The 25897-nt window shown below is 32.9% G+C and carries 36 protein-coding genes, 1 tRNA gene and 1 pseudogene; 17 read left to right on the forward strand and 21 right to left on the reverse strand.

What is annotated here, in order from left to right:
- Positions 1 to 154: 154 nt before the first annotated feature.
- Entirely contained in the window at positions 155 to 835 is a 681-nt protein-coding gene (locus C5F49_RS05500; RefSeq protein WP_179362011.1) for a PAC2 family protein, read from the forward strand.
- 188 nt (positions 836 to 1023) lie between these two features.
- Here C5F49_RS05500 and C5F49_RS05505 read toward each other — a convergent pair whose 3' ends face one another.
- Positions 1024 to 1683 (reverse strand): hypothetical protein, encoded by a 660-nt coding sequence (locus C5F49_RS05505; RefSeq protein ID WP_179362012.1) that lies wholly within the window; start codon positions 1681 to 1683, stop codon positions 1024 to 1026.
- 161 nt (positions 1684 to 1844) lie between these two features.
- On the opposite strand from C5F49_RS05505, the gene C5F49_RS05510 reads away from it, so the two are divergent.
- From C5F49_RS05510 to C5F49_RS05520, 3 genes are all read left to right on the forward strand, one after another.
- Positions 1845 to 2753: a carboxypeptidase regulatory-like domain-containing protein gene (locus C5F49_RS05510; protein ID WP_179362013.1), complete on the forward strand. Its 909-nt coding sequence runs from the start codon at positions 1845 to 1847 to the stop codon at positions 2751 to 2753.
- Between the two features lie 47 nt (positions 2754 to 2800).
- Positions 2801 to 2968, forward strand: a complete 168-nt coding sequence (locus tag C5F49_RS05515; protein ID WP_179362014.1) for a hypothetical protein — start codon at positions 2801 to 2803, stop codon at positions 2966 to 2968.
- Positions 2969 to 3389: 421 nt separating this feature from the next.
- The gene (locus tag C5F49_RS05520; RefSeq protein ID WP_179362015.1) at positions 3390 to 3725 is read left to right on the forward strand and encodes an arsenate reductase family protein; all 336 of its coding nucleotides are present in this window, start codon (positions 3390 to 3392) and stop codon (positions 3723 to 3725) included.
- Position 3726: 1 nt separating this feature from the next.
- Here the strand turns inward: C5F49_RS05520 and C5F49_RS05525 are convergent, their stop codons facing one another.
- From C5F49_RS05525 to C5F49_RS05535, 3 genes are all read right to left on the reverse strand, one after another.
- Positions 3727 to 3969, reverse strand: a complete 243-nt coding sequence (locus C5F49_RS05525; RefSeq protein WP_179362016.1) for a hypothetical protein — start codon at positions 3967 to 3969, stop codon at positions 3727 to 3729.
- 152 nt (positions 3970 to 4121) lie between these two features.
- Positions 4122 to 4316 (reverse strand): YwbE family protein, encoded by a 195-nt coding sequence (locus C5F49_RS05530; RefSeq protein WP_179362017.1) that lies wholly within the window; start codon positions 4314 to 4316, stop codon positions 4122 to 4124.
- 80 nt (positions 4317 to 4396) lie between these two features.
- Positions 4397 to 4753 carry a CxxC-x17-CxxC domain-containing protein gene (locus C5F49_RS05535; RefSeq protein WP_179362018.1) on the reverse strand — a complete coding sequence of 119 codons (357 nt, stop codon included), beginning with the start codon at positions 4751 to 4753 and terminating at the stop codon, positions 4397 to 4399.
- A gap of 95 nt (positions 4754 to 4848) precedes the next feature.
- Between C5F49_RS05535 and C5F49_RS05540 the strand changes: the two genes are divergently transcribed.
- Positions 4849 to 5898, forward strand: a complete 1050-nt coding sequence (locus C5F49_RS05540) for an ABC transporter permease (RefSeq protein ID WP_179362019.1) — start codon at positions 4849 to 4851, stop codon at positions 5896 to 5898.
- Complete coding sequence (locus C5F49_RS05545; RefSeq protein WP_179362020.1) at positions 5895 to 7262, forward strand: ABC transporter permease; 1368 nt, start codon at positions 5895 to 5897, stop codon at positions 7260 to 7262. Before C5F49_RS05540 ends, C5F49_RS05545 begins: the two co-directional genes overlap by 4 nt.
- Positions 7263 to 7267: 5 nt before the next feature.
- Here C5F49_RS05545 and C5F49_RS05550 read toward each other — a convergent pair whose 3' ends face one another.
- The 4 genes from C5F49_RS05550 to C5F49_RS05565 all read right to left on the reverse strand — a co-directional run bounded on the left by C5F49_RS05550 (position 7268) and on the right by C5F49_RS05565 (position 9725).
- Positions 7268 to 7585: a hypothetical protein gene (locus C5F49_RS05550; protein WP_179362021.1), complete on the reverse strand. Its 318-nt coding sequence runs from the start codon at positions 7583 to 7585 to the stop codon at positions 7268 to 7270.
- 10 nt (positions 7586 to 7595) lie between these two features.
- On the reverse strand, positions 7596 to 7937 hold the full coding sequence (locus tag C5F49_RS05555) for a hypothetical protein (protein WP_179362022.1): 342 nt from the start codon (positions 7935 to 7937) through the stop codon (positions 7596 to 7598).
- A gap of 77 nt (positions 7938 to 8014) precedes the next feature.
- Positions 8015 to 8413 carry a Mov34/MPN/PAD-1 family protein gene (locus C5F49_RS05560; protein WP_179362023.1) on the reverse strand — a complete coding sequence of 133 codons (399 nt, stop codon included), beginning with the start codon at positions 8411 to 8413 and terminating at the stop codon, positions 8015 to 8017.
- A gap of 31 nt (positions 8414 to 8444) precedes the next feature.
- Positions 8445 to 9725: an exonuclease SbcC gene (locus tag C5F49_RS05565; protein WP_179362024.1), complete on the reverse strand. Its 1281-nt coding sequence runs from the start codon at positions 9723 to 9725 to the stop codon at positions 8445 to 8447.
- 77 nt (positions 9726 to 9802) lie between these two features.
- Here C5F49_RS05565 and C5F49_RS05570 point away from each other — a divergent pair, with 77 nt between their 5' ends.
- Entirely contained in the window at positions 9803 to 10255 is a 453-nt protein-coding gene (locus C5F49_RS05570) for an SRPBCC family protein (RefSeq protein ID WP_179362025.1), read from the forward strand.
- Between the two features lie 63 nt (positions 10256 to 10318).
- Positions 10319 to 10654 carry a hypothetical protein gene (locus tag C5F49_RS05575; RefSeq protein WP_179363620.1) on the forward strand — a complete coding sequence of 112 codons (336 nt, stop codon included), beginning with the start codon at positions 10319 to 10321 and terminating at the stop codon, positions 10652 to 10654.
- Positions 10655 to 10811: 157 nt separating this feature from the next.
- Here C5F49_RS05575 and C5F49_RS05580 read toward each other — a convergent pair whose 3' ends face one another.
- The 6 genes from C5F49_RS05580 to C5F49_RS05605 all read right to left on the reverse strand — a co-directional run bounded on the left by C5F49_RS05580 (position 10812) and on the right by C5F49_RS05605 (position 13048).
- Positions 10812 to 11192, reverse strand: coding sequence for a hypothetical protein (locus tag C5F49_RS05580; protein WP_179362026.1), 381 nt, complete (start codon positions 11190 to 11192; stop codon positions 10812 to 10814).
- A gap of 60 nt (positions 11193 to 11252) precedes the next feature.
- Positions 11253 to 11429 carry a hypothetical protein gene (locus tag C5F49_RS05585; RefSeq protein ID WP_179362027.1) on the reverse strand — a complete coding sequence of 59 codons (177 nt, stop codon included), beginning with the start codon at positions 11427 to 11429 and terminating at the stop codon, positions 11253 to 11255.
- A 22-nt stretch (positions 11430 to 11451) separates the two neighbouring features.
- Positions 11452 to 11685 carry an Lrp/AsnC ligand binding domain-containing protein gene (locus C5F49_RS05590; RefSeq protein ID WP_179362028.1) on the reverse strand — a complete coding sequence of 78 codons (234 nt, stop codon included), beginning with the start codon at positions 11683 to 11685 and terminating at the stop codon, positions 11452 to 11454.
- A 52-nt stretch (positions 11686 to 11737) separates the two neighbouring features.
- Positions 11738 to 12385 (reverse strand): nitroreductase family protein, encoded by a 648-nt coding sequence (locus tag C5F49_RS05595; protein ID WP_179362029.1) that lies wholly within the window; start codon positions 12383 to 12385, stop codon positions 11738 to 11740.
- 60 nt (positions 12386 to 12445) lie between these two features.
- Positions 12446 to 12631: a hypothetical protein gene (locus C5F49_RS05600; RefSeq protein ID WP_179362030.1), complete on the reverse strand. Its 186-nt coding sequence runs from the start codon at positions 12629 to 12631 to the stop codon at positions 12446 to 12448.
- Between the two features lie 138 nt (positions 12632 to 12769).
- Entirely contained in the window at positions 12770 to 13048 is a 279-nt protein-coding gene (locus tag C5F49_RS05605; protein WP_179362031.1) for a hypothetical protein, read from the reverse strand.
- Positions 13049 to 13199: 151 nt separating this feature from the next.
- Here C5F49_RS05605 and C5F49_RS05610 point away from each other — a divergent pair, with 151 nt between their 5' ends.
- The gene (locus C5F49_RS05610) at positions 13200 to 13352 is read left to right on the forward strand and encodes a hypothetical protein (protein WP_179362032.1); all 153 of its coding nucleotides are present in this window, start codon (positions 13200 to 13202) and stop codon (positions 13350 to 13352) included.
- A gap of 323 nt (positions 13353 to 13675) precedes the next feature.
- Here the strand turns inward: C5F49_RS05610 and C5F49_RS05615 are convergent, their stop codons facing one another.
- The 3 genes from C5F49_RS05615 to C5F49_RS05625 all read right to left on the reverse strand — a co-directional run bounded on the left by C5F49_RS05615 (position 13676) and on the right by C5F49_RS05625 (position 14724).
- On the reverse strand, positions 13676 to 14161 hold the full coding sequence (locus tag C5F49_RS05615) for a hypothetical protein (RefSeq protein WP_179362033.1): 486 nt from the start codon (positions 14159 to 14161) through the stop codon (positions 13676 to 13678).
- Positions 14162 to 14325: 164 nt separating this feature from the next.
- Positions 14326 to 14407 (reverse strand) — tRNA-Ser (locus C5F49_RS05620).
- Between the two features lie 53 nt (positions 14408 to 14460).
- Positions 14461 to 14724, reverse strand: a complete 264-nt coding sequence (locus C5F49_RS05625; protein ID WP_179362034.1) for a hypothetical protein — start codon at positions 14722 to 14724, stop codon at positions 14461 to 14463.
- A 110-nt stretch (positions 14725 to 14834) separates the two neighbouring features.
- Here C5F49_RS05625 and fen point away from each other — a divergent pair, with 110 nt between their 5' ends.
- Positions 14835 to 15854, forward strand: a complete 1020-nt coding sequence (gene fen, locus C5F49_RS05630; protein ID WP_179362035.1) for a flap endonuclease-1 — start codon at positions 14835 to 14837, stop codon at positions 15852 to 15854.
- Between the two features lie 38 nt (positions 15855 to 15892).
- Positions 15893 to 16423 carry a PAS domain-containing protein gene (locus C5F49_RS05635; RefSeq protein WP_179362036.1) on the forward strand — a complete coding sequence of 177 codons (531 nt, stop codon included), beginning with the start codon at positions 15893 to 15895 and terminating at the stop codon, positions 16421 to 16423.
- Here the strand turns inward: C5F49_RS05635 and acs are convergent, their stop codons facing one another.
- Complete coding sequence (gene acs, locus C5F49_RS05640) at positions 16424 to 18343, reverse strand: acetate--CoA ligase (RefSeq protein WP_179362037.1); 1920 nt, start codon at positions 18341 to 18343, stop codon at positions 16424 to 16426. It lies immediately after the preceding gene.
- Between the two features lie 54 nt (positions 18344 to 18397).
- Positions 18398 to 19276, reverse strand: a complete 879-nt coding sequence (locus tag C5F49_RS05645) for a CdvA-like protein (protein WP_179362038.1) — start codon at positions 19274 to 19276, stop codon at positions 18398 to 18400.
- Positions 19277 to 19409: 133 nt separating this feature from the next.
- On the opposite strand from C5F49_RS05645, the gene C5F49_RS05650 reads away from it, so the two are divergent.
- From C5F49_RS05650 to C5F49_RS05670, 5 genes and pseudogenes are all read left to right on the forward strand, one after another.
- On the forward strand, positions 19410 to 19703 hold the full coding sequence (locus C5F49_RS05650; RefSeq protein WP_179362039.1) for a hypothetical protein: 294 nt from the start codon (positions 19410 to 19412) through the stop codon (positions 19701 to 19703).
- Positions 19704 to 19735: 32 nt separating this feature from the next.
- Positions 19736 to 21355, forward strand: a complete 1620-nt coding sequence (locus tag C5F49_RS05655) for an FAD-dependent thymidylate synthase (protein ID WP_179362040.1) — start codon at positions 19736 to 19738, stop codon at positions 21353 to 21355.
- 36 nt (positions 21356 to 21391) lie between these two features.
- Positions 21392 to 21799, forward strand: a complete 408-nt coding sequence (gene msrB / locus C5F49_RS05660; protein WP_179362041.1) for a peptide-methionine (R)-S-oxide reductase MsrB — start codon at positions 21392 to 21394, stop codon at positions 21797 to 21799.
- Between the two features lie 127 nt (positions 21800 to 21926).
- Positions 21927 to 22940: pseudogene (locus C5F49_RS05665) on the forward strand (homoserine dehydrogenase); the annotation flags it as partial.
- Positions 22937 to 23413: a PUA domain-containing protein gene (locus tag C5F49_RS05670; protein ID WP_179362043.1), complete on the forward strand. Its 477-nt coding sequence runs from the start codon at positions 22937 to 22939 to the stop codon at positions 23411 to 23413. The pseudogene C5F49_RS05665 and the gene C5F49_RS05670, both read left to right, overlap by 4 nt.
- Before the next feature lie 23 nt (positions 23414 to 23436).
- On the opposite strand, the gene C5F49_RS05675 is transcribed toward C5F49_RS05670, so the two are convergent.
- Positions 23437 to 24033, reverse strand: a complete 597-nt coding sequence (locus C5F49_RS05675) for an Ntn hydrolase family protein (RefSeq protein WP_246275293.1) — start codon at positions 24031 to 24033, stop codon at positions 23437 to 23439.
- 94 nt (positions 24034 to 24127) lie between these two features.
- On the opposite strand from C5F49_RS05675, the gene C5F49_RS05680 reads away from it, so the two are divergent.
- Complete coding sequence (locus tag C5F49_RS05680; RefSeq protein ID WP_179362044.1) at positions 24128 to 24544, forward strand: DoxX family protein; 417 nt, start codon at positions 24128 to 24130, stop codon at positions 24542 to 24544.
- Here C5F49_RS05680 and C5F49_RS05685 read toward each other — a convergent pair.
- Positions 24541 to 25893 carry a M20/M25/M40 family metallo-hydrolase gene (locus C5F49_RS05685; protein WP_179362045.1) on the reverse strand — a complete coding sequence of 451 codons (1353 nt, stop codon included), beginning with the start codon at positions 25891 to 25893 and terminating at the stop codon, positions 24541 to 24543. The two genes, C5F49_RS05680 and C5F49_RS05685, sit on opposite strands and share 4 nt — an antisense overlap.
- Between the last annotated feature and the right edge of the window lie 4 nt (positions 25894 to 25897).

The raw sequence follows: 25897 nt of genomic DNA on the forward strand, positions 1-25897 counted from the left end.
TGTCAATGGGATTAATCTTAAAAAAAATAGAAATTAAAAACAGATTCCAAAAAATTGAATCATAAAAATGAAAATAGCATTATAAAATTTAATCCCATGATAAAAAATCAAAAAGACAACATACGTTTAAACTTCATTAGATATCAAAGAGGTCATGGAGTTCATTCAAAATGAAGAGCCAGAAATTACTAAACCAATTATCATAGCTGCAATGCAAGACATGGGAAATGTCGGGAGCATAGTTGTAAATTTTATCAATGACTCACTTAGAACAAAAACATTCAGAACGGCAAAAACTCCATTTCCAACATATATTGTTGATAGAGGAGGATACGTGGATATTCCTGATGAAAAGTGGGAATACAGATACACGGAGGATTTGATTGTTTTTGGCGGAGGTAAAGGACAACCACAAAGCAATAATGAACTAAATGAATTATGTCAAGACGTCATAGATACTGCAAAAAAATATTCTGCAAAATTTATCTACACGTTAGGAGGATTCCATACTAATAGAATTTTCAATAATGAACCCAAAACATACATCACTACGACATCAAGGGAGCTGACAAAACAGATGGAGGGGTTAAACGTAGAAACCACCCCTCAAAAATCAATTATTACAGGTTTTAATGGATTGATTCTAGGATTTGCAAAAATGAATAAAATTCAAGGAATAGGAATGTATGGCGAACTAAATGAACCTGAAATACCACAATATAGATCAGCAATTAGCATCATCAAAACCATAGAAAAATTGACATATAGAAAATTAGGGGATACAAGTCAATTAGAAATTATGGCCCAAGAGATTGAAAGAAAATTTAAAAATTAAATTTAATGGGATTTCCCTACTTCATGAGCCTCTGTATTTTCATCATGGCAATCACAGCTACAAAGATGAGTCTTGTGATTATTCATACAATCAATGCATTCAAAATGCTTCCTAGTTTCACATGCTGCACAAATCATCCTAGTATCACTAAGAAATAGGAGGATTTGAATTTTTTCTATTTTACAGTCTTAATACAGGACTTCGCTTCGTTCAAGTAGATCATTTGTCAAATCCATGTATCCTTGCGGATCAAGTTCCTTAGCAAATCCTTTGTCGATATTAATTAGATATATTGAATGAAGATGAGCATTCAAAATATCATCATATTCTATTGGCGGATTTTTGTAGTACCGATCACAAAGATCTTTAATCCTCTGCACATCTTCTTTTTTTCGTGCATTTGGAGGCAATAGAAATATTTTAGAAATAGGCAACAAGCCCACTACAGGAGTTGCCAGAGAGAACTTTGAGCAGTATTGGCTATATCTGGCAATCTTACTCATAATTCTTGCAGAGAAATAATCTATAGTATCCATAGCATGTTCAGGAGGAGTAAATCCAGTTTCAATTTCAATAATATTATTTCCTCCACCTTTTTTTGCAAAAATATCACAAACAAGAATATCAGAAATATCTTTTTCAACTTCAACAGTAAATCCTCTAGAAATTAGATTACTAGCACAAATTAGCTCTAAAATAGAATGATTGATTTTGACAAGATTTTTCTTATACATCCCAATCAATTGTTTCCCAACATAATTCAGTTTAGAAGCATCGTTTTCTTTTAGATTTTTTGAGAGTTTTTCAGACATTTCAAAAACATCATTGCTGAATTTTTTCAAATCCATGATTTAAGATAGAATAATTTTAATGGTTTAAGAATTAGTAGGGATTGTTAAATTGACCCAGTTTCAATGCTCAAATCAAAGATAATTACTCAATTAAAATTGAAAATTAGCGAATTTTTATTCATACTTTATCTTAACTGCAAAAATCAAAACAAATGCATGTGTATAATGATAAAGCCATAGTAATAGGACTATGCTCGTTTGTAATTTTATTCTCATTTATTCCAACTTCTCAGGCAGTACTTTGGGATTTTATTGTAGAATTAGACATGGAAAAGGGCGCAGTATATGCTGGAGACACAGTGGTTGTGACTGGAAGAGTAGTAGACCACGCATACCATCCTACCAGAGGAGTAGAAGTTTTAGTTAGAACAGGTGCTGATACCACCAAGGCATTTACAAATCCTGATGGGGAATTTAAAGCACAATTTGTAAATTTCCAAAGAATTCCAGGAACATATACCGTTAACGTAGTTGCTTCATGGTATGGCATGACAGGATTATCAAGTACTCAATTTCAGGTAAAAGGAGAGGCAAACCCAGACTCATTATTACAACAGCAATTATCAACAGATGAAGCAATAAAATATCTTAGCTCAAATGAAAGTGATTTTGATAGAAACCCAATAGGTCAAACACTATTCAAATATTATCATGGATTACTTGACCAATTAATTGCAAAACAAAAGGAATCTCAGAAACCAATTGCAGAAGAGATATTTTTAGAACAACAAAGAAGAATTGCTGAAAATCTCAGAAACCAAGCAATCGAGGAATACAAGCCAGGTTATGGCACATATGGCGGTTACAAGTATGAAGACTATATCGGAGGATTAAATCCGGAAATCAGAGGATTAGTAATCAATCAATTAAACTATACTCAAAATAACTTTTTAGATGCTCAAAAAATCAGAGCAGAAATTCTTGAGAATGGAGGAACATACGAAGAAGCAAGACAAGCATATCTAGACAGATTGACGATCTCTAAAGAAACCCTTGAGAAATTCAATGAAACACATTTAGAGAGTTCTGAAAAAGAGGTAGAACAATCAAGTGAAGAAGTAGAATAGATAAATTCTACGCGGCTCTTATATTCAAAATTACATATTAAAAATTGATGAAAATAGATATTCCATTACCTTGTCCTTCATGTGGCGGAAAAATGTATTCAGTATCATACGATGCATCACTTTCAATTCTTAAAAAAAGAAGTTGGCAAGCATGTAAAGAATGTGATTTTGAAAGAAATTCAGATGATTTCAATAAAAGCATATGTTGTGTATGACAGCATATTCATTTTTTGAAATAATCAATTATCTCTTAATTAATTTTTATGAAAATAATGGATCAGACTCTAAACTCTTTTCCAAATATTGTGAGTGATAATTGATAAGACGTGTGCTTTTTTGAACACACTTTATCCTAAATAATCAAATTTTCTTTAGATATATGATGGATGATGAAGATACTGAAAGAGCTGAATGGGACTGGCTCAAAAAGAAATGATTAATTATTTTCACCCACATTGCACTAATCTTGGAACTTTGATATGCTCATGTTGTAAAAGTGAATGGTGTACTGATCATATAGATAGTCATTATGAGTCAATGAAAAAGAAAAATTAGATTCCAATCTTGTCAATTTTAGAAAAACACTGTCAATAGACCCCTAAACAAATTTTAATCCAAGTTAAAAATTAAAACAGATTGAAAGTATATCATAAATCAACCTGCATTACCTGTAAAAAGACAATTTCAAGTATTGAAAGAATGAAAATAGACATAGATGCACGGGATTTTTTCAAAGATCCATTTAACGAAGATGAATTAAAAAAAATCATCAAAATGACAGGTAAAAAGGCACAAGAATTGTTACGAAAAAGAGACAAAATGTACAAAGAATTAGATTTAGACAATATCAAAAAATCAGACAGTCAATTGATCAAATTAATGGTAAAGCATCCAGGCTTAATTTTAAGACCAATTGTAATTACAAAAAACAAAGCACATGTCGGAAAAATAGACGTAAAAGATTTGAAATAGCTTAACCAGAATTTTCTTTGAATATCCTAATTGCTTCCAAATGAGAACAATTTGCCTTTAATCCTTTTCCATGATGAAATTTATAGAAATTTTTGAAACCAGGACATTCACAAGTATCTGATGTTACAAAGTATGATTTTTCAGGATCAGATGAAGATTTTATTTGAAATAAATCCTCATCAATTTTTTCCACACCGCCACTTTCAACAAGTTTCTTGGCTTTTCTAATCGTATTTGCACTCATACAGTATCAACAAATCTCAAAGTTTTATCTGTTATTTTTCATATATTCATATAATGTTTAAATTCTATGATCGTGTATAATACTAGGACGAGAGATTTGCTTTTCTGCCTCAGTGAAGCCTAGAATTCGTTTCACTCTCGTCTTTTTTAAAACTAGGTTATTTTTTGAACTCTACCAATTTTACCAGAATCTAATTCAACTTTAATTCCATGAGGATGAATATGGCTTGATGTAAGGATTCGCTTAACAGTACCAGAAGTTAATTTTCCTGAACGTTGATCATGTTTTTGAACAATTTCTACCACCATACCAATTGAAATGTTGTTTCTTGAGGGGATGTCATTCATAATATTCAGCAACAATGAAAGATTCTAAATCTTTGTTTTATAAAATAAAGGAGTTTTGAAATTTACTCAAAACGGAATTTCTAATTTTTGTGGCTTTGGAAGCATTCTCTGCAATAAACAGGTCTGTCTTCTCTTGGCTTGAATGGTACTTGACAATCAGTTCCACAATCCCCACATTTTGCATCATGCATTTCACGTGGTCTGTCGTCTCGATTACCAAATCTAGAACCTCTATCTCCACCAAATCCGCCAGATCTTCCACCGCCGGATCTTCCACCAAATCTACCCCCACCTTCTCTTGGTGCTGGTTTGTGGTTTTGGAAGCATTCTCTGCAATAAACAGGTCTGTCTTCTTTTGGTTTGAATGGTACTTGACATTCATTTCCACAGTCACCGCATTTTGCAGTGTGCATTTCTCTTTCTCTATCAAAGGACATGTCTTTTCTAAATCTAAGTAATATTGTACAGTAATAAACTGTGGGAAAAAACATCTATTGTTATAAACTAATTCTCTACTGACTGATTATTGGGCATGAAAAAGTACATTGCAACAAGAATGGCCACAATGTTCGGAGTTTTGATGATTACATTGTTGATTACAATTGCATTAGTTGGCTCCAATATGGATACAATTCTAAAACAAGGGATTGTTTTTCAAGTAAGATCTGAAATAACAGAGAATCCAGCCATTGCAGAAAGTTTCTCATCAGTGGATGAATTTGAAGGGTTCATTCAAAATCAAATTGACCAAAGAATAGAGGTCTTAGGACTTGATGAGCCCTGGTATTCACCTCAAAGAATTGGAATAACAATGTACAAAATAATGTTATTAGATTTTGGGAATGCAACATTTCTAACAAGTGATGAAGGATCGTCAGATGTAAAAGACATCCTATTTGAAAAACTCCCCAGAACAGTTTTGTTATTTACAACTGCAACCATAATCATATCAATTATAGGAATATTTCTGGGCGCTTTTTCTAGCAGTAAAGTTGGTTCAACAATTGATAGAATCACTTCAAGTTTTGCAATAATTAGTTCTAGTTTTCCTGTATGGTGGATAGGAATGCTAATGATCTTTTTATTTGCATTTACATGGCAAATATTTCCTGCAAGAGCAACACCAGATATTCCATCATCAGATCCGACATATCTACTATCTTTACTATATCATATGGCATTACCATTAATTACAATTGTAATGATTGGGTTTGGTTCATGGGCATATCTGGTAAGAAATTTCATGGTAGGAATAATGCAAGAGGATTTCATCATAGCAAAAAAAACCATAGGAATTAACCAAAAGAAAATAATTTACACGCATGCACTGAAAAATGCAGCTCCGCCAATTGTTACAATTCTAGCTCTCAGCTTATCTGGATCTCTTGGAGGAGCAATAATTACAGAAGCTGTTTTTGATTGGCCCGGGATGGGAAGACTGTATTTTGAAGCAATTACAGTAATGGACTTGCCCGTAATTATTGGTGCAACGTATCTACTCACAGTATTTTTCCTAATCAGCATATTCATCGCAGATTTACTTTATGGTTATTTTGATCCTAGAGTGAGGACGGGTCAATGAGTAATATCACACCTCAGGAAATAAAACAAGAATTCATCAAAAGCAAGATGGGAATTGCAGGAATTTCAATTCTTTCAATCCTAGTCATAACATCAGTCATTGCAATGATCAGTATCCCTATTGAAACATTTCAAGAATGGAATAATCCAGGAAATTGGATTTCAAATCCAAAAGTTGCAATTCCAATTTGGGTAAATATTTTCATGACTGAAAAAATCCCTGAACATAAAATTTTGAAAAATCCAAATATTGAAAAAATATCAAATTCAGAGATAAATCTTACATCACATCAATTCGGATTAAATTATGATTACGACGACTTTCCAAATGATTTCATCTATGAATTCTCCACAGAGTATTCAGGTTCACCTCTACTACAAATGTCAGTAATCAGACCAGACGGAATTAAACTAGATTTACTGACAACATCACTGCCATATTCGAATGGAAAAACAGTGCACAGTGAAAGAATTTTCTCCACAGATAATTCAATAAAGAAAAATCTATTTTTACAATCAGAGAAATTTGAGTTTGTATTTGAAAGACTATCTGCAGAAAATATTGTCTTTTCTAAAATTGATACAAATGATCCTTTGAAAGGAAGTTATATTTTTTTAATTGATATGTATGGAACAAACTCTGAAATACAAATTCATGAATCAAAATTAATCATCGGAGGTAAAGCATTTGGAATAATGGGAACTGATGAATTACGACGAGATTTGGCAATTGGGCTTTTGTGGGGAACACCACTTGCGTTATTCATTGGATTAGTAGTTTCAATTGCATCCGTGGTGATGGGTTTGCTTTATGGAGTATATGCAGGATACAAAGGCAAAAAAACAGATGAGACCATGATGAGGTTTAATGATGTAATTTACGCATTGCCAGCACTGCCATTTTTAATCATTCTATCAGTGACAATTAGTAATAGTATTTTTGTCATGGTAGGTTTTTTAACGATTTTCGGATGGGTAGGAATTGCCAAAGTTGCCAGAAGTATGTCACTCCAAATCAAAACTCGAGGCTATGTAGATGCAGCAAACATGATGGGTCAAAAAGATTCCAAAATCATCTTAAAACATATTGTTCCACAATTATTGCCATATGCATTTGCAAGCATTGCAATTTCAGTTCCAGCCGCAATTACAACTGAAGCAGGATTGAGTTTTCTAGGGTTAGGAGATCCATCTTTTCCGACATGGGGACAGATTTTACATGATGCCAATACGTTTGGGGCAGCATCTAGAGGAATGTGGTGGTGGATTATGCCCCCAGGAATAATGATTGCAATTACAGGATTAGCTTTTGTATTTATTGGGAATGCACTTGACGCAATAGTAAATCCAAAATTGAAAAGATAATAAAGTTAGAGATTGAATTTTCGAATTAATTCAATAGCACCATCATTTAGTTTAATTGAATAACATGCAGAATTCTCATTATTAATTGCGGCCAAATTGTTGGCAAATACTTTTTTGCTGTGACCGCCATAAGATGCCTTATCTGATTCATCAAAACAAATAGACATTTGTTTCATGTTTTGATTATTTTTTAGAAGAAATGTAATAAACTTTTGATAATTATCAGTATCAAACCAGTCTATGTTTTTTTCTTCACTTATTCCAATCCAAATTTCAATAGAGTTCTGATATAGAACCTTTTTTCTTAATTCTTCTAATGCCATCCTTAATCAACTAAAAGTCTGCTCTTTGCATTTTAGAACCACATCGCGGACAGGTGCCGCCTTTGTGTTTGTTATTACAAACAAGGCAAACATATCTAACTCCACCAGATCCACCCTGTGAACCCATACCAAAGAATCCACCACTACCAGTTCCTGAATCTCCACCATAATTACCAGTATTACTCATTTGTCTTCGTCTCATAATCATAGGCAATAAAATGAAAATTGCCATTACTGCACCTATGCTGATATACCATGGAACACCAAGATATCCAAGACCAATTTGTAACCCAATACTAAACACCAAAGAAGCACCTAGGAAAATATAATATCGTTTAAGCTGAGGATTCAATTCAATAAAAGTATCTTTAAAACGGATATAAAGTTTCTTCAGTTTTCTTCAGGCTGGTCAGCAGATTTGTTGTAAAATTATTCAATAGAAAGTGGAATTGTATTTCCATTACTATCCCATGCAAAAATGGAATCATCATCATATGGAGATTTGACAATCATCGAAACCAAACCAAAGAAATTATGCAAATCAGTTACAGAAGGTTCTGCAGAACCACTTGGATGAGAATGTACAATTCCTACATAACTCATATCAAAAGGTAAAAAGGAATGTGGAAATCCTGCAAAAGTAGGTCCCGTTTCACTAAATGGGGGAATTACTAATCCATCGATTTTGATTTCACCATTTTTTGATTTTCCTTTTAAAATTAAAATTCCTTCATTGGGATGTTTCATTTGACAAAAGGACAGTATGCTATCAAGAACTTCTTTTTTCAATAAAACTTTACGTTCGTATTTTTTCTTGTTAAACAACATATCAAGTATTCAGTATAGAACTAATTTAATTTTAAGATATTAAAACAGTATATCGAGTATTAGAAAATTGTCTCAGTTTTTGTTCTATTTCAGAGACTAGTTCAGGGATTTTTGAATCAATTTCATTTATTTCACCTTGAAAAGTTTCAGATTTTAGTTGGGATTCATCCAATGCAGAGGTATTTTTGGCAAGTTCATTTTCTAAAGAAATCAATTCTTTAGGCATTAGAGAATTCAGATCATTTTGGATCTTTTGATATTTTTTATGGTATTCAGAAACCTGGTGTACATATCCATCCAATGACTCTTCTGTTTCAGTTATCTGAGAAAATGTTTTCTCAGTATCTTTTACAGAGATAGAACCCGATGAAACTCCTTTACGGACATTTTCAAGTATAGTAATAATAGAATCCCTATTTGCATTAGTCATAACATCAAAGGGCTCAGAGACCAAATTTGATAAAATACTTTTTTGATCCTTGTCCAATGATGAAGCATATTCATATCTACTTAGAGGTCGAGAGATTTTTGTAAATTGTGTGTTAATTTGATTTTTAATTTTTGATTTTTCATTTGCATGGGTATCTAAAGTATTTTTTAAATTCTGATATTGGTTATAATTGTCAGATGATTTTATTTCATCAATACTATTTTGAATGGATGTTATTTTTTCATTTAGTTTAATTGTATTTTTTGTTATATCATCAATTTTTTGAGATTGTTCTTTACGTAACTTTGTAAGATTTTTAATTTGTTTTATGATATCAAGTGTTTCTTGAGAAAGAGACTTTGTAGAATCGTAATTTTTCAATAAATCATTAATTTCAGAGTGATTAGAATTCATCACTGCAAGATTTTCTTTTAGTTGCGATGCATATTTTTTGGCAAAAATATGAATTACTCTAGTTTGGCGTCCCAACACATCACCTACTTTTTTAAGAATAAGATTCAATACAGAATTTAATTTTTCAGCATCCTCAAAAGAAGATATTTTCGGTAATGAAACAACATCTTTTTTGATCATATCAATAACTTGTTTTTTACCTCTGACTACAATGATTGCCAAATGTTTGTCTACATCATCCATATTGAGATTATCTTTTTCAAGGACATTACCAATTTTCATCAATTCTTCAATGAGAGGAACCGTTTTGTTTCTCAAGTTATTTATTTCAGACAAGGTTTGAGATTTTCTCAAATTAGTAAGATCATCTATAATTTTGGGAACATCTGCAAGTGAAATTTCCTTATTTTGCGGTATTTCTTCAATAGATGTATCTACTTGTTTCTTTTTTCCCCATCCAAAGACCATTTGATATTATTCTCCTCAGGGGATTAAAAATGGTTGTTCAGCTAAAATTTAAAATTATGTAATATCGGGATAGAGACATGGTGAAAAAGGCACATCATACTGGAACTGTTAAAAAAACAATCAAGATCAAAGCATCAAAAGACAAGGTTTGGAGAAAAATTAGCAATATTGCAGGATTGCCTACATGGGTAGTAGACGTTAAAAAAACAGTGTACTTATCAAAAAAGAAAACAGATGTAGGTGCTATCAGATTAATCACATTTGAAGACGGAAACAAAATTGAAGAGCATGTTGTTGCATGGAAAAAAGGCGAGTATTTCACATATATCGCAACTGAAGGATTACCATTAAGAGCATATGTTGCAACAATTTCAATTAAACCAAAATCTAAAAATCTAGTAGAGTTGACATGGCAATCATATCTCAATAGTGAGAAAATGTCTGAAAAAGAATTTTTAGACTTCATAGTGTTTTTGGCAGCATTTTATGAAGCATCACTTGAAAATCTTAAAGCATTACTTGAAAAATAACACTAGTAAATTTTAAGGTCAAAATGTAAATACGATAAATCAGAGAAAAAAATTATGAGTGACATGAGATTCATCATTGCAGGCATCATTCTAATCTTTGTAGGATTTCTTATCCTAGGTGTATTTGGAAATAATTTTCAAGCTGCAACTCTAGAATCAAATCAATTTGGAACATGTTACGAATATTCTGATGATTCCCCTCCAGTTGAAATCAATTGCTCATACAAGATATTTGATCAGACAGTATTCTTTGGTCTAGTTTTAGGATTCATTGCAGCTGGAATCATCTCTCTAATTAAAGGAGTTAAAGGAGATTGGGATAACAGAGTTAAACCTGAAGATATTGTAGGACCTGGGAATAATAAAAATGACAGTCCCAATAATTCAGACAAGGATTAATTCTGTTTTTTAGACTTTAATTTCTCTAATTTTTCATCTTCCATTTTTTGGAAATATACTTCTTCATATGGCATTTTTTCTCTATTCTATATTACAAAATTTACATTTAAGCTTGAAGAATGATTTGTACTTGTTCAGTCCAAAATAGGTCTAAATTTTAGGATTCAGACTCTATGATGTTTTTCATTGAATTAAACATCTCACCGAGTTCTTCCATTCTTTGATCAAATTGAACATCAGTTATTTCATCAGGTTTGTTCAAAGTAATTATAACCTCAGAAACATCACCATTTGAAACAACTCTCATAGGAACATCCCATTTAGATTCTTCATCAATGTATTGATGGTCTAAAATTCCAAGAGATTTATTTTCAGCAAATTTTAGCATTGATTTTCCATGAGGTCCAGTAAATAACCACCAACCAGAATCGTTGATTTTTGCATCAGGCATCATTTTTGGAGGCATCTTCAAAATAGCATCAAACGCATCGCCTGTTTTCTTCGCCACAGAAATTGTAATAGTTCTCGATCTGCCCATGACATGAATTTCAAATAATGATTAAAAAAGATATAGTAGTAATCATTAGGTATAATTCTACTATTTGTTCAAAAACTCTTTGATTTTTTTGAGATTAGCAACATTGGATTCATGAAACATCACCATGGATTCAGATAAAGAATTAGGCAATACCGATTTGAGATTATCAACTAATTCATCACCACTAGAAATCATATTATCAATCAATTTGTCGATTTCGTTTTTCTCATCAACCATTAGAACTACTATGGGTCTATTCTTAATTATCTTTTTTTATCAGAGTAGAAGTAGCACGTACGTTTTTTAGCTTTTGAATATTCCATGAAACAATTTCTCTTATTTTTTCAAAATTTTCTGCTTGCAATTTTACCATCATATCATGAGTACCAATGGTTTCAAAAACATCAACTACCTGTTCAAGTTCTTTGAGTTGTTCAATAATTGCCTCTTCAGCACCAAGTTCACAATTTAGCATTACATATGCATCAGTCATGAAATAAACAATAAACTATGATTATTTAAAGCTGGAGAATTTCAAGTGGATATTACCACTTTACATGAACTAAATCTTTTAGGTTTCTTCTAGGTTTAGCAAACTTTGTTTGTTCAGGATACCCTATGCAAAGGACAGATGAGGGGACCAAATCAGTTTCGATAGCATCCATTACTTTTTGTTCATCAAACATTCCAATCCAAATAGAACTTAATCCTAAAGCTTGAGCAGCTAGTTGCGAATATCCTGCAGCAAGAGTTGCATCCTGAATGGCAAATTTTTTCAAAATATCATCAGGGAAATCAAACTTTACTCTAGAAGGATTTTTGCAGAAAACCAACACAACAGGGGCATCAACATATGGTTGTTTATTACAAGCCTCAACTAGGAGTTTTTTTATTTTTGGACTTTTGATATAAAATACTTCAAACCCTTGAAAATTTCCTGCTGTTGGAGCAGTATCTGCAGCTGCAATTATTTTATCAACCTTGGTAGTTTCAACTGGTTTGTCAGAGAATTTTCGAGTAGAACGCCTCTTTGCCATTACTGCAAACAAATCAGTGTCGACAACTTCAGTAGGCCCAGAAGTTAAAATAAAATCAAGTAATTGATTTCGGATATTTGGATTATCAGAAACAGGGATATCATCAGGTTCATAACCTAAAGGAAAAATTTTTTCTGGTTGTTTTTCTGAACCCATAAGATACTTGTAAAAATATCATATTAAAGAATTATAAAAATTTCAAATAGTAGAAATTAATCATTCTGCTTCAAATTTATCACAGCCAGATGTACATGGTTTGTTCATGACACCCTCACATGCACCCAAATCATTATGCATTATTCGATGATGACCACAAATTTTACATTTTTCCCGAAAATGAGAAATCAATTCAGCATTAGAAAGATCAGAATCTTGAATTTTTGATTCAATCTCAGATGTCATGATAATTTTGAGCAATCATGTTAGTTTAAACATTTTGAATAAATTATAAAATAAAAGATCAAAAATGACGATGTAGAAATTCGAACCTCAATGTGAATTCAATTCAGGTTGAGTCAGACGTTATTTTGGAGATAAAGTCTAGATGCCTTTTAAGACATTCTTTTTTACTTTAATTCCTTCTCCTAGCACAAGATTCACAACTTGAGAAAAGGATATGGATTCATTGGTGTTTAGAATTAGACTGGATTGAATGGCTCTAAGACTTTTGGATATATCTCCATCCATGCTTACAGTTACTCGAACAAAGTTTGAATCGTTTTTTCTTGCTAACTCATCAGAATAATAGGTATCACATTTTTTAGAACAAAAAATGGCATTTTTTGCAAGGGAAATTTTTCCACAGTATTTACATTTCATGATATTAAACAAACATGTATTAATTCTCTATATATCTCATTTTTTCTTATTTTAGATTTAATGTTGTAACATATTTCTAGAGATCATACCAATTTTTAGAATAACATTCAAAATGTGAAATTATTTGTACTGGTAGTTTCCCAATCAATCTATGAAAGGAGATTTACCCGCTGAATGTCTAGATTGTGGGGAACAATGTACGTATTCTAAAAAACTAGGTCAAACTCATTCAGATTATTTGAAAAAACATCGATGTCCAAAATGTGGAGCATTTGCATTAAAAACTAAAAGTTTAGAAATTTAATTCTGTAGAAAGCAAGTTATGGGATCGGAGAATCAATAATTCCATTCGCTACAAAAATCATCAATAGAACTGGAATTCCAGTACCTAATAAAATTCCAGTTAAAACTAAACGATCTCTTTTATCCATAGTATATCAAAAATTAGTTTTATTGTTTCTATTATACCTTCATGTAATTCATTATAATTTCAAAATATGAAATCAATATGTTGAGAGCGCCGAGAGAGTGAACAGTACAGAAAGTTTGACGCCCTAATTGAAGATTCAAATTCACGGGGATTCAGCTAGATTAGCGTGAAATAAAAAATAAAAAAATTAAAAAGTTCTAGAAAACTAGTTGCGAGGTGGCACTAATAGTAGATTGCCCAGATATTAGATTGGTTTGAGACAATGCACCTTCAGCAAAACCTGATACATCATATGTAATACCAAAGTCTCCTGCAATTCTATATTTTCCAACTAGAACATCTTTAACAGGATCATACTTCACAATGATTTGACCAGTTTCAAGATCACCAATTTTGATTTTTCCAGTTTCACCTGCAGGATATGTATAACTTACAGGTGTGGATGTTTGACCTGAAGCCGTAATCTCCCATGTGAAATTGATATCTTCATCGATAGAAGGCATGTTATTGACTCTAACTGTAGATATCACAATTGTTTCTTGATTAACTCGTTTTATCTTAGCATCAAATACAGGTACTTGTGTACCTTGTGCAATAACCATTTGGTCTGCAAAAGTACTTCCTAATAGTACACTTGCCAAGCTAATTGCAACAAATGAAAAGATAGTTTGGGTTTTGTTCATTGGTTGAATGAACTTCATATTATAAATAAAGATTATTCTTTGTCAAAGAGTAATATTACAAATTCATTCTATAGTTTTAGAATTAGTCTAGTGATAATATTTAGAATCTTGACATATTCTTGAGATAGATTAGAATTTAAAATATGATATTATTATGTTAAGCGCGCCGAGAGAGGGATTCGAACCCCCGCACGCTTGCGCGTAGCCGTTTTCGAGACGGCCGCCGTACTACTTGGCTATCTCGGCATCTATTCTCAGAATAACTCCATAATAAAGCAAATCAGAAAAAACAGTAAAGATCAAAGATGATCAATATCAAATAATTCATCATTGAATTTCTTTTTGATTTGATCCTTTGTGCTATTCCATTTTTCGTCACTAACAGTGTTTGAAAAAATAGAACGAAACCCATCAAAAGCAACATCATCTAAAATAGAAACAATTTCTTGTTTTTCTAATTCATCAAATGGGAAATATGAAATAATTTTAGAAATAGTTTTATCAGGATCATATTTTATTTCAAAAATTTTGTCTTTCAAATGTAAAGGCAAGTCAACTGGCAATAATCATCATTAGATTATCTGTATATTAAAATCGATTTCAAAAATCACAATAAAACATCGATCAGAGATAAAAGATAAACACAAAATACCTCATAGACACAAGAAATTCTATGGGATTAAACCTAAAGGATTTGGTAATAAGGGAGAAAACAACCCTAGAGGCATTTTCAAATAGAGTAGTTGCAATTGATGCATACAATGCAATTTACCAATTCTTGGCAAGTATTAGAGGGCCAGACGGATTACAATTAACGGATTCTGAAGGAAGAATTACCAGTCATCTAAGCGGATTATTATACAGAAATGTAAATTTTCTGTCATTAGGGATTCAACCAGTGTATGTTTTTGATGGAAAACCACCATCACTAAAAACTGCAGAAATTGAGCGTAGAAAACAAATCAAAAGAGACGCCACTGTAAAATATGAAAAAGCAGTTGCAGAAGGAAATATGGAAGATGCAAGAAAATTTGCACAGCAAACAACTAGTATGCGAGATGGAATGGTAAAAGAATCAAAAGAATTTCTCACATATTTTGGCATTCCATATATTGAAGCACCATCAGAAGGAGAAGCAACTGCAGCACATCTAACAAACACAGGACAAGCATATGCATCAGCTAGTCAAGACTATGACTCCATATTATGTGGAGCAAAAAGACTAGTAAGAAATTTTACAAGTAGTGGAAGAAGGAAAATTCCAAACAGAAATACATACATCGATGTATTGCCAGAAATTATTGAAACCCAGAAAACACTTGAATCAATTGGATTAACCAGAGAAGAATTAATTGATGTAGGAATTTTAATTGGTACTGATTTTAATCCAAATGGATTTGAGAGAGTCGGTCCAAAGACTGCAATGAAGTTAATCAAACAACATTCAAGATTGGAAGATATCCCACAAATTCAAGAACAGTTATCAGAAATTGATTTTCAACAAATACGAAAAATATTCCTAAATCCTGAAGTTGCAGATGTAGATGAAATTGTGTTTAATGAAGTAGATTATGAAGGAGTCATGAAATATCTTAAAGAAAGGAGTTTCTCTGAAGATAGAATCCAATCTACTTTAAACAGATTGAAAAAAGCATTGGAGAAAAAGAGTCAAAATCTCGATCAATGGTTCTAAGATTTCAATTTAATAACTAGTCAATCTAATTTTAAAAAATGCCTCAAACAGAAGCTAGGAAAACTCTGAAAGACGCCCCAATTATGTGGAGAAGAATCAATTCCATAGGCATGATTTTGGACTGTAATTCGACATATGCGGCAAATCTAGGCTATGCAAAGTCAGAAATTCTCGGAAAACCAATCTTCGAACACGTACCAAAAGACTCTTGGGGCGACATGAATAATTCACTAAAAATATGGTTTGAGACAGGCAAAGTGACAGATAGAAAAATAACATTCAAAAAACAAAATGGCGATACTTTTTCAGGATTATTACAAGCAACCAGTCTATATGATGAAAATAAAAATCTGCTAGGAAGCAATACCGTAATTTTTGATTTGGCACAAATGTCAGATGAAAAAATAAAAGAGTATGAAGAATTTTTTAAAGAATCAATTAAGAGATTAGATGAAATTAAAGAAAAAGAATATGATCAATTTGATGAAAATTCAAAATCAGAATATGACGGACTAAAAGAAATGTTTGAAATGTTATCTAAAATTAAATTAGATGATTTAAAAAAATAATTATCTAGAATTTTCTTTAATTGATTTTTGCAATTCATCAAAAACTTGTTGAACTTCAGTTACTGCAGCACCATCTTCCAATGTACTGACATCACCTATTTTCTCATTATTTCCAATTGCTTTTAACAATCTTCTCATTATTTTTCCACTACGGGTTTTTGGTAATTTAGAAACAAAATAGATTTGTTTTGGAGTTGCAATTGCACCAATATCAGTTCTAATTTTATTAGACAATTCTTTTTCTAAAATACTAGTATCATTTGAAATACCTTGTTTTAAAACAACAAATGCAATAATCACCTCACCTTTAACTTCATCAGGAATACCACATGCTGCAGATTCTGCAATACTTGGATGTGAAACCATGCAACTTTCAAGTTCAGCAGTGCCAATTCTATGACCTGCAACTTTTAGAACATCATCTGCACGACCTAGCAACCAAATATAGTCATCATCATCTTTTAAAGCATAATCACCAGGATAGTAGCAATTTTCATATTTTGACCAGTAAACTGTTTTATATTTTTCATCATCACCCCACAATGTCAAAAGCATCCCAGGCCAAGGGTTTTTGATTACAAGATATCCTTTGGTATTTGCAGGTACATCACCCCCATTTTCATCAACTACAGTGATATTTACGCCTGGAATTGGCAGAGTTCCAGATCCAGGCTTTAGGGGAATAGTCTCCAATCCAGGTAAAGAAGAAATTAACATTCCACCAGTTTCAGTTTGCCACCAAGTATCAATAATTGGACATTTTTCTTTCCCTATAGTTTTGAAATACCATTTCCAAACTTCAGGGTTTATCGGCTCCCCAACGGTTCCAAGTAATCTTAATTGAGATAAATCAAAAGAATTTGGAATATCATCTCCAAATTTCATAAACATTCTCAAAGCAGTAGGAGTTGTGTAAAAAATTGTAACGTTATATTTTTGTAAAATTTCCCACATTCTAGATGGTTCAGGAAAATCAGGTGCGCCTTCATACATCACTTGTGTTGCACCATGAAGGAATGGAGCATAAACAACATAGCTATGTCCAGTTACCCAACCAATATCAGCAGTACAAAAAAATACATCTGAATCTTTAATGTCAAATGCCCATTTGAATGTCGAGTACAAATGTGTCAAGTATCCTCCAGTACCATGCAACACGCCTTTGGGTTTTCCTGTAGTTCCAGAAGTATACAAAATGTAAAGAGGATGATCACTAGGTAATTCTTCAGCAGGACAAGAAGATGAAGCACTATCAATTAATTCTGTCCAGAGTTGATCTTTAGATGACATTGAAATTTTATTTTTTGTTCTCTCTAGTACTATTACATGTTCAACAAAATCTAATTCACTTATTGCTTCATCAATTACATCCTTTAGTGGAACGATTTTCCCCCGTCTATACCCACCATCAGCAGTTATGATTACTTTGGAATTTGAGTCAGCCACTCTATCTTTAATGGATGTTGCACTAAACCCGGAAAAAATTACAGTGTGGGCGGCACCAATTCTAGCACATGCCAACATTGCAATGGGTAGCTCTGGAACCATCGGAAGATAAATTGTAACTCTATCTCCTTTTTTAACACCAAGTGATTTGAGAACATTTGCAAATTTTTGTACCTGAGTAAACATTTGTCCATATGTGAGGTTTCTTGATTCGCCATTTTCCCCCTCCCATAGAATTGCAGATTTATCAGATTTTGCGGCCTGATGAATATCCAGTGTATTATACGAGGCATTAATCGTGCCTCCAACGAACCATTTAGCAAAAGGAGGCCTCCAATCTAGAGTTTTTTCCCACGGAGAGAACCACGACAAATTCTTTGCCTGCTCATCCCAAAACGATACAAAGTCAGCATCAGCTTTTTTTCTTAATGCATCATCATTATTTCCAAGACCTATATGAAAAATTTCAGACATCAAAAAGTGTATGAACTTAGATCTTTCTAAGTGTTGAAAAATAATATAAAAAAATTATTGTGCTTCCATTCTTGCAAGCCAATCGTTATCATTGTCGTCTTTTGAAGTTTCTGCTGTCACCTGTTGGGGTGGTTCTGGAAATGCAAATGCTACCTCAGATTCTGTTGGAGGTTCTGGTATAGGGGTACTAGGTGCCTCAATTAGTTCTGAAGGTGTTGTTGATTCGACTGGTACTTCTGGAAGTATTGTCTGAACAATTTGTTGTTCTTGTTCAGTAGTCTCCAGATATGAACGGGCTGATTCTTGGATGTCTGGTGTTGGAGGGGCAGTTATCTGTTGCACTTCCAATTCAAGGTCTGCAATTCTACTCTTTACATTTGCGATTTCTGCTGTTTCGTGAGTTACATGCTCAATTACCTCAGTTGTGCATGATTTCACAGTCTCAAATGTTGCATCAGAGATTTCGTTGCTCTTAAATTGTACTTTTGCATCAAACGATAACATTTTTGCAGACTTCATTTGATCATCTAACTCTGTCAATCTTGCCTCAAGTATTGCTTTGATTTCACGTTCTGTTTCATCTAATGATACAAGTTTTGACTTGTATTTTTCATGAATTATTTCTGCATCTGTTTTCATGTCATCATTTTCAGAAACTATATCAATCAATGCTTTCAATCGACGTAGAGTTAATTGTTTTTCTCGAATGAGTCTTTGTGAGTCAAGTCTCCATTTTGGAATAAATATAACAACTTCACCTTGAACGACTAGTTGCTCATATTGGATTTGCTGTAATCCTTGTGAACCGCAGTCGATTCCGACGGATTGAATACTTCCGTCAAAGTCAGTTATTGTTCCTACGACTTTACCCATGAATGTTCCGTACATGTCTTTGACATTTTTACCGATAATTTCGATATCGTCGTTTGTCATGTGTGATACTTTAGAGATTTGTATAACCGGCAAAGTGTAAGAAATATTTTTAGTTTTAGTAAGATTAAATTCACCAACTCAACATCGCCTGAGATTTAGCAATTTTAAAATTTAGAGACAATTTAGTAGGCTCATGATTCAAAAAGAAGAACTTGAGCAAATTTTGAATTTTGTCGCAAGCAGATGGACTGAAGCTACAAAGGATCCAAATAACAAAGCAATGGAGACCTTGCCAAACGATTTCTGGATGAACTCAATTGGAGGGAAAACAGCCAAGAAAGGATTCTGGGTTACAACACTGCTATACACTGAAAACGAAGAAGATGCAGAAGGATTCAAGCAAGTGTTATTGAGATGGCAAGCAAAAGGTCAAGACAAAAACAGAGACAAGGGACCCGATCTAATTCAAATTGGAAAAAAGAAATAGACTATTAATAATTGTGAAACAGCATATCCATATTGTCTGAATTCTCAATTAAAGAAAAAAATATTCTATCAGATCACTTTTCAAACACTGAAGGCAACGTCTTTGCAATAATTACTCCACGACAAGTTGATCGTGGTGCATTGATGTCAAGATATAGTAGAACAGACAAAAGCATGAGACGAATTTTTCTTGATGAATTTTTACAAAACAAAACTAGAGGTGAGGAATTTTACAATCGAGTTCTCTTAGAGTATGGCGATGATTCAGTTGCAGAGTTAGGAGAAGCACAAATTGCAATTGAAGGATTATCAAACATTGCAGTGAAAAAAATTGAAGACAGAAGAATAGGATTATCATATTTAGAAAAATCATCAAGATATGTGGCATGGAACAAAAAAGAAAACGGAAAGTACAGATTTTACAGAGACCCTGAAATAATGAAATCTCGTTTTGCAGATATGTATGAGGAGAGTTGTAATTTTTCATTTGATGTTTATTCAAAAAATATTGAACCAATGATAAATTATGTTAGAGAAAAATATCCAATTGAAAAATATAGTTTCAAAGATTCTAAAGATGGAAAAGAAAAATTATTTACCAAATTAAAAAATGAATCAGATATAAAATCTGCAAACATGATCTATAGAGGTTCCACTAAAGCCAAAGCTCTTGATATTCTCAGAGGATTATTACCAGCATCAACTTTGACCAATGTTGGAATTACTGGAAACGGAAGAGCATTTGAATATCTACTTACTGTTTTAGGTGCATCTGAACTAAAAGAAGAACAAGATTTAGCCTCAAAAATCAAAAAAGAGCTTGACACCACAATAAAGTCATTTGTGAGACGAGCAGATGACAAATATGGAAAAGCATTCCAAAAATATCTCAGAGATATAAAAAACAAATCCAAAATAATTACATCTAGAGAAATAAAACCAAACCCAAAGAAAGGCACCGTTACCAAACTAGTATACTATGAATCAGAGAAAAATTCTATAGACACAATAATTACAAGCATCATGTATGAGCAATCACCTAGCACATCATACCAAGACATACTAAAACAAGTAAAAAAAATATCAAAAGATAAAAAAATTAAAATCATCAATGAATTTACAAAAATTCGTACAAACAGACGTCATAGACCATCAAGGGCCTTTGAAAATATCTATTATACTTTTGATTTATGTAATAATTTTGGAATGTTTAGAGATTTTCACAGACATAGAGCACTTACACTTGAAAGACAATTACTAACAACAGATCATGGATACAGCATTCCAAACGAAATTAAAGTTTTAGGAATTGAAAATGATTTCAAAGACTGTATGAATAAAACAAAAGAAATATTTGATAAAATCAGAATTAAACTTCCAGAACAAGGACAGTATGTTGTAAACTTTGGATACAACTATCCATATTTCATGAAAATGAATCTAAGAGAAGCATGTCATTTAATTGAATTACGAACAGTTCCACAAGGACATGTAGATTATAGAAGAGTCGCACAACAAATGTTCAAACAAATTAACAAAGTTCATCCAAATCTCAGTAAAATAATGAAGTATGTAGACATGAAAGAATATGATTTGGAAAGATTTGAATCTGAAAAAAGAACAGAAGAAAAGCGAAAGAAATTAAAAAAATAGAAAAATATACTAATATCAGAATAATTAAAAAATATCATGACAGAAAAAATTGTGAAAAAGCCTGAAGAATGGAAAAAGCAGCTAACCCCAGATCAATATGAAATTTGTATTAACCATGGAACAGAACCACCATTTACTGGAAAATATAACAATACCAAACTAGAAGGGACTTTCAAATGCACGTGTTGTGGTGAAGAACTATTCTCATCTGATGCAAAATTTGATTCAGGGTCAGGATGGCCAAGTTTCTGGAAACCAATCTCTGAAGAAAAGATAGAATACATTTCAGATAACGCATATGGAATGGTTCGTACTGAAGTTAATTGCAACAAATGTGGCGCACATTTAGGTCACGTATTTGACGACGGTCCTCAGCCTACAAATCAAAGATATTGTATCAATTCAATTTCATTACAACATGAAAAAGATGAAGATATGCAATAGTCATCAATTAACAAAGGCATGTTAATTGTGAAAGATTATTCAAAAATTATTAATAAAACACAATTAAGGATAATAAAATCAAGAAGAATATTATGAACCACAAAAACGAAACAAAAGGGAAAGAAATGATTTGAGAATCATATTATGCGGTTTTGGGGTTGTAGGTCAAAGCTTGGTAAAATTATTTGAATCAAGAGCAGATGATCTATATGCAAAATATGGATTAAAGCCAAGAGTTGTAGGAGTTTTTGATAGTAAAGGAAGTGCAGTAGACCCATCAGGATTAAATTTCAATAAACTAATTGAGGCAAAGAAAAAGTTTGGGACGGTAAAAAATTATTCAGATTCTAAAAATTTAATGTCCGGAATTGACATGTTAAAAAATGTAGATGCAGATGTGTTAATTGAAACTACAGCAAGTAACTACAAAGATGCAGAGCCGGGAATGACTCACATCACTACTGCCATGAAAAAAGGCATGCATGTGATATCGGTAAATAAAGGACCACTAGCGCTAGCATTCCCATCACTGTTAGAACTTGCAACATACAATCAGGTAATGTTCAAATTCAGCGGTACAGTTGGAGGTGGAACCCCAATCCTAGATTATGCAAAAAATAGCCTTAGCGGTGAAAGAATTACATCGTTTGCAGGAATTCTTAATGGAACTACAAATTACATTTTAACAAATATGGGAACAGGGGTAACTTATGAAGAAGCTCTCAAAGATGCAAAAGACAAAGGGTATGTAGAAGCAGACGAGACATTAGATTTAGATGGATTAGATGCTGCAGCAAAACTAGTCATCCTTGCTAACTGGATTATGGGAATGAAAGTAACACTTCCAGACATCAACTGTACAGGAATTAGAAAAGTCACAGTTGAAGATATCAAAAAGGCTGCCAAAAATAATTGTGCAATTAAACTAATCGCATCTTGCAACAAAGAACTTGTTGTAGGACCAAAAGAAGTATCAAATGACGATCCTCTATGTGTGAATGGAACATTAAACGCAATCGCTTTTACATCTGAGCATTCAGGCACCCAGACAATTATCGGTAAAGGTGCAGGAGGCATGGAAACAGCCAGTTCAATTCTCAGAGACTTGTTAGACATCAGACAAGAGATTGCAAGAGATTGAAGTCTAATTTAATTTCTAAAAGTGAAACTAGTACACTGCTAAAGACAGTTTCAGAAAAATGGGGAATGGAATTTCCTAAAATGAAAAATGTCAAAGTTCATCAAATTTTAGATGATGCACAAATTATTACAGGAGATGGATTAAAAATTCTCAAAGTCGATGAAGATTATTTACCATTTTTATCTGAAATTGAAATGTTAGAAAAATTTCCAACAGTTACAGTAGACATGGGAGCAGTGAAGTTCATGTGTAAGGGAGCAAATTTGATGAGACCAGGAATTAAAAAATTCACAGAGTTTGAAAAAGATAAGATAGTATGTATTGTTGAGGAATCTCAACACAAGTTTTTAGCAGTTGGAAAGTCACTGGTAAGTAGTTCAGAATTAGAAACCATGGAAAAAGGAGAGGTGATAAAAAATATGCATTATGTCTCAGACAGATTCTGGGAAACGGGAAAAACTATTTACGATTAAAACTAATTTTTAAAATAAATTTTTTATTTAATATCTTCTGTAAATTCTTCAGTACCATCTTTAGTGATCACTAGGATATCTAATCCATCACCACTAGCAGAATCTCTAAGGGCTGCTGAACGCACGGCATGTTTTGCTAATTCTACTGCTTCATCTCTACTCATGTTTGGTTTGAATTGAGGATCCAAAACACCTAATGCCATTTCTGCACCAGTTCCTACTGCTGCATAATCATCAGGAAGTACTGAACCTAACGGGTCTAAGGTATACATGATTGGTTTGTCGACTACGCCACCAACAATTACCTGAGTTAACAATGGGAAGTATCTTCTTTCATACATCATATTTGACATCATTTTGGCTACTGTATTTGGTGGAACGTCTCTTTTAAGTTCCATTTTTCTAATTTTAGCTAAAGCAGCAATTTGCAAAGATAGAATTTGCATGTCAGCTACAAGGCCAGCACAGGTTGCACCAACTTTGTTAGTAATAGGGAATGTTTTCTTTGTGGATTTACTTACCAAAAAGTTTCCAAATGCGATCCTTTTCTCACTTGCAAGAACAATACCGCCATCAAAAGTAATCCCAACAGCAGTTGCTCCTGGCATATACATTGACATATTTCAAATAATTTTGCCGCATAATAAAGGGCTTTCTACATTTAACGTATAATTTGTGGGCAAAATAATTATAGTGAAAGTTCAAGGTAGTCTCATGACCTCTGCTGAAATTCGAGAGAAGATTCTAAACGATTTAGTGTTCATGGGGTTAAGATCTGCAATCGGTGTGATCTTTATTCTTCATGGAATCTCAAAGTTCAGTCCAGGATTTGCAGAGAATTTGCCAAACATGGGATTGCCTGTAGAAATGCAAATCCCAATTGCATTAGCAGAACTAGTTCCAGGAATTTTACTAATCATTGGAGTTCTAAGTAGACTATCTGCATCATTAATTTCAATTATTATGCTTGGTGCAATTTTCATGGTCAAAGGAGCATCAAGCATTACGGGTAAAGGAGGAGTAGAATTGGATTTAATTTTACTTGCAGTAGCACTTGTAATTATGATAGTAGGTCCAGGTAGAATATCACTTGCCCAAGCTATCAAAAAAATACCCAGATGTCTACACTAGGAATTTCCAAAATTATTCATTATCTCACACATACATTTTGTAGTTTTCTTTAACAAATCAATTCTTGCAAATTCGTTTGGTGAATGAATTCTTGAAAACATGTATGTGCTTCCTATAGATATGCAAGGAGCATTTAGAATTTCAACAAATGGATGCATCGGACCAGTACCGGCATTTGAAACGTTAAGAATTGACTTTCCAAACGACTTGTCTGCAGCATCTTTAACTTGGGATACAAATGGATGTGAAGAGTCAGTTCTAGCAGCTGCCTCACCATGGTAAACTTTGATGCCAACATCTGAAAATCCTTTTGATTTCAAGTGGTTTTTTAATCGTAAAACTTGTTTTTTAGGATCCATCTTAGGGATTAATCTAAAGTCAATCTTCACAAGGGCACTACCAGGAAGAACAGTTTTTGCACCATCACCAATGTATCCTGAAACAAAACCTGCAATGTTACAAGTTGCCCCTCCAACTAGAGCCTTTTTTGCATCCATTCCTTTTTTGTTTCCCACAAATGACTTTATTCCAAATTCTTTTTTAAATACACTTTCATCAAAAGGCTCCTCTCGAATTATTTTCAAATCGTTTTTTGAAAAAGAAGATACTTCATCATACCATCCTTTGATGAGGACTTTGCCATCAGAGTTCCTCAGAGTATTTACAACCTCGATTAATCGCCAAGCAGGATTTTTAATTAATACTGCCAAGCTTGAATGTGCATCTCGAACGGATTCTTTTACAGACAATTCAACAAAGAGTAATCCCTTCATTCCAAGTCCGATGATTGGTCTATTTTTTGCATCAACATATCCAAATTCCCAAATTACTCCATCGCATGAAAATTTCTTTTTGTATTTTTTCAGATATTCTTCAATATGTGCACTGCCAGTTTCCTCTTCACCTTCAATTACAAATTTTATGTTACAAGGTACATCACCGGTTGTTTTCAGACATGCCTCTACTGCTTTGATTCGAGTGATTAATTCTCCCTTGTCATCAGTTGCACCACGTCCAAAGATTTTGTTACCTTTTTTTGTACCACTAAATGGAGGATCATCCCATAAATCAAAAGGTTCTGCAGGCTGGACATCATAATGATTGTAAAACATGAGAGTTTTTTCGGGGTTTTGTTTTGATTTTATTTCACCATATACAATTGGTGCAACACCTTTCTTTAATCGTAAAATTTCTGATTTGACCCCAGATTTTTTTAGTAATTTTTGAACCAAAACTGCACATTCTTCAATCCCCTCATTTTTTGCAGAAACGCTTGGTTGACGAATTAGTAATTGTAAATCTGAGACAAGTTCATCCATATGAGAATCTACATGCTTTGCTGGAATCATTTTA

This window comes from Nitrosopumilus oxyclinae (assembly GCF_013407165.1).
Classification (GTDB): domain Archaea; phylum Thermoproteota; class Nitrososphaeria; order Nitrososphaerales; family Nitrosopumilaceae; genus Nitrosopumilus; species Nitrosopumilus oxyclinae.

Excerpts from the sequence above, each read along its gene's own strand:
- C5F49_RS05500 (WP_179362011.1), top strand. The coding sequence starts at position 155 with ATGGAGTTCATTCAAAATGAAGAGCCAGAAATTACTAAACCAATTATC.
- C5F49_RS05505 (WP_179362012.1), bottom strand. The coding sequence starts at position 1,683 with ATGGATTTGAAAAAATTCAGCAATGATGTTTTTGAAATGTCTGAAAAA.
- C5F49_RS05515 (WP_179362014.1), top strand. The coding sequence starts at position 2,801 with ATGAAAATAGATATTCCATTACCTTGTCCTTCATGTGGCGGAAAAATG.
- C5F49_RS05525 (WP_179362016.1), bottom strand. The coding sequence starts at position 3,969 with ATGAGTGCAAATACGATTAGAAAAGCCAAGAAACTTGTTGAAAGTGGC.
- C5F49_RS05530 (WP_179362017.1), bottom strand. The coding sequence starts at position 4,316 with ATGAATGACATCCCCTCAAGAAACAACATTTCAATTGGTATGGTGGTA.
- C5F49_RS05535 (WP_179362018.1), bottom strand. The coding sequence starts at position 4,753 with ATGTCCTTTGATAGAGAAAGAGAAATGCACACTGCAAAATGCGGTGAC.
- C5F49_RS05540 (WP_179362019.1), top strand. The coding sequence starts at position 4,849 with ATGAAAAAGTACATTGCAACAAGAATGGCCACAATGTTCGGAGTTTTG.
- C5F49_RS05545 (WP_179362020.1), top strand. The coding sequence starts at position 5,895 with ATGAGTAATATCACACCTCAGGAAATAAAACAAGAATTCATCAAAAGC.
- C5F49_RS05550 (WP_179362021.1), bottom strand. The coding sequence starts at position 7,585 with ATGGCATTAGAAGAATTAAGAAAAAAGGTTCTATATCAGAACTCTATT.
- C5F49_RS05560 (WP_179362023.1), bottom strand. The coding sequence starts at position 8,413 with ATGTTGTTTAACAAGAAAAAATACGAACGTAAAGTTTTATTGAAAAAA.
- C5F49_RS05565 (WP_179362024.1), bottom strand. The coding sequence starts at position 9,725 with ATGGTCTTTGGATGGGGAAAAAAGAAACAAGTAGATACATCTATTGAA.
- C5F49_RS05570 (WP_179362025.1), top strand. The coding sequence starts at position 9,803 with ATGGTGAAAAAGGCACATCATACTGGAACTGTTAAAAAAACAATCAAG.
- C5F49_RS05575 (WP_179363620.1), top strand. The coding sequence starts at position 10,319 with ATGAGATTCATCATTGCAGGCATCATTCTAATCTTTGTAGGATTTCTT.
- C5F49_RS05580 (WP_179362026.1), bottom strand. The coding sequence starts at position 11,192 with ATGGGCAGATCGAGAACTATTACAATTTCTGTGGCGAAGAAAACAGGC.
- C5F49_RS05585 (WP_179362027.1), bottom strand. The coding sequence starts at position 11,429 with ATGGTTGATGAGAAAAACGAAATCGACAAATTGATTGATAATATGATT.
- C5F49_RS05590 (WP_179362028.1), bottom strand. The coding sequence starts at position 11,685 with ATGACTGATGCATATGTAATGCTAAATTGTGAACTTGGTGCTGAAGAG.
- C5F49_RS05595 (WP_179362029.1), bottom strand. The coding sequence starts at position 12,385 with ATGGGTTCAGAAAAACAACCAGAAAAAATTTTTCCTTTAGGTTATGAA.
- C5F49_RS05600 (WP_179362030.1), bottom strand. The coding sequence starts at position 12,631 with ATGACATCTGAGATTGAATCAAAAATTCAAGATTCTGATCTTTCTAAT.
- C5F49_RS05605 (WP_179362031.1), bottom strand. The coding sequence starts at position 13,048 with ATGAAATGTAAATACTGTGGAAAAATTTCCCTTGCAAAAAATGCCATT.
- C5F49_RS05610 (WP_179362032.1), top strand. The coding sequence starts at position 13,200 with ATGAAAGGAGATTTACCCGCTGAATGTCTAGATTGTGGGGAACAATGT.
- C5F49_RS05615 (WP_179362033.1), bottom strand. The coding sequence starts at position 14,161 with ATGAACAAAACCCAAACTATCTTTTCATTTGTTGCAATTAGCTTGGCA.
- fen (WP_179362035.1), top strand. The coding sequence starts at position 14,835 with ATGGGATTAAACCTAAAGGATTTGGTAATAAGGGAGAAAACAACCCTA.
- C5F49_RS05635 (WP_179362036.1), top strand. The coding sequence starts at position 15,893 with ATGCCTCAAACAGAAGCTAGGAAAACTCTGAAAGACGCCCCAATTATG.
- acs (WP_179362037.1), bottom strand. The coding sequence starts at position 18,343 with ATGTCTGAAATTTTTCATATAGGTCTTGGAAATAATGATGATGCATTA.
- C5F49_RS05645 (WP_179362038.1), bottom strand. The coding sequence starts at position 19,276 with ATGACAAACGACGATATCGAAATTATCGGTAAAAATGTCAAAGACATG.
- C5F49_RS05650 (WP_179362039.1), top strand. The coding sequence starts at position 19,410 with ATGATTCAAAAAGAAGAACTTGAGCAAATTTTGAATTTTGTCGCAAGC.
- msrB (WP_179362041.1), top strand. The coding sequence starts at position 21,392 with ATGACAGAAAAAATTGTGAAAAAGCCTGAAGAATGGAAAAAGCAGCTA.
- C5F49_RS05675 (WP_246275293.1), bottom strand. The coding sequence starts at position 24,033 with ATGTCAATGTATATGCCAGGAGCAACTGCTGTTGGGATTACTTTTGAT.
- C5F49_RS05680 (WP_179362044.1), top strand. The coding sequence starts at position 24,128 with ATGACCTCTGCTGAAATTCGAGAGAAGATTCTAAACGATTTAGTGTTC.
- C5F49_RS05685 (WP_179362045.1), bottom strand. The coding sequence starts at position 25,893 with ATGATTCCAGCAAAGCATGTAGATTCTCATATGGATGAACTTGTCTCA.